Source organism: Achromobacter maghribensis (assembly GCF_057334215.1).
In genome coordinates this window covers 1-1,092 of sequence record NZ_JBHFII010000052.1, presented here as the reverse complement: position 1 = coordinate 1,092, position 1,092 = coordinate 1, and the positions used below count along the sequence as shown (strand labels likewise).

At 66.1% G+C, this 1,092-nt stretch carries 1 protein-coding gene; it reads right to left on the bottom strand.

Annotated elements, in window-relative coordinates:
* Window positions 1-148: 148 nt before the first annotated feature.
* Window positions 149-811, bottom strand: a complete 663-nt coding sequence (locus ACE039_RS22855) for a LysE family translocator (protein WP_485823412.1) — start codon at window positions 809-811, stop codon at window positions 149-151.
* Window positions 812-1,092: the final 281 nt, after the last annotated feature.

Below are 1,092 nucleotides of genomic sequence, written 5' to 3'. Positions count from 1 at the left end.
GTTTTTGCCTCGGGTGGTGGGGGGCGGAGGAGCTTGCGGGGTCGCCAAAGACGGCCGCGCGGGCGGCCGTTTTTGGCGTTTGGGCGGGCTTGCGTCGGGGCGTTGGCGCTTCGCGAATGCGGGGGGCGCGTGTTTGATCGCTTTGGCTTTAGCGTTTTTCTAGTGCCAGCTTTAGTCCGAATGCGATGAATACCGCGCCTGTCATGCGGTCCAGGCCACGCATCACGGTGGGGCGGGATAGCCATTTTGCCAAGGGGCGGGTGGCGGCGACCAGCAGAGTGAACCAGAGTACGCCCAGGAGGGCGTGTACGGCTGCCAATAACAGGCTGAACGTGAGCACGTTTGCGCCCGTGGGAATGAACTGGGGCAGGAACGTGATGTAGAAGATGCCGACCTTCGGATTCAAGGCATTGGTCAGGCAGCCGCGCAGGAACCAGCCGGTGGCGCTGGTGGAGGCGAATGGCGGGGCGGATGCGGACGAGGCGTTTTCGCTGGCCGCCGCCTGCGCGGACCGGCGGCCGGGCAGGGTGCGCCACAGCAGTTTGGCGCCCAGATAGAACAGGTAGGCCGCAGCGCAGATGCGCAGCGTGTCATACGCCAGCGTAGAGACGGCCAGCAGGGAGCCCAGGCCGAAAGCGGCGATGGCGCCCCAAAGCAGACATCCCGCGCAGATACCCAACCCCGCCATCAACGCGCGGCGTCCGCCTTCGACGGCGGCAGTTCGCAAGACCAGTGCCGTATCCAGCCCCGGCGTGATCGTGAGGATGGCGGCGGCCAGCGTGAAGGCGAGCAGAGCGGCAGTGGCGGTCATGATCGGAAGGCGAGGGCGAGGATAGAGGGCCAATAAAGCCAGGCCAGGCGCCCACCCGCAGCGCAAAGGCCAATCGCCACTTTAACCCCAGTGCCGGATGGGCGGCGCGCGCACAAAGCCTGCATTCGCAATCCACCGTCCACCGCGCGCCGCCCATCTCTACCTACCCCCGCACTTGAAAACGCACCAACACCCCCCTTTTCGCATTCGCGCAAGCGACCACCGCCACGACGAGGCAAGGCACGTATGCCGATTTCGGCCGCCCGGGCGGCCAAAATCGG

Excerpts from the sequence above, each read along its gene's own strand:
- ACE039_RS22855 (WP_485823412.1), bottom strand. The coding sequence starts at position 811 with ATGACCGCCACTGCCGCTCTGCTCGCCTTCACGCTGGCCGCCGCCATC.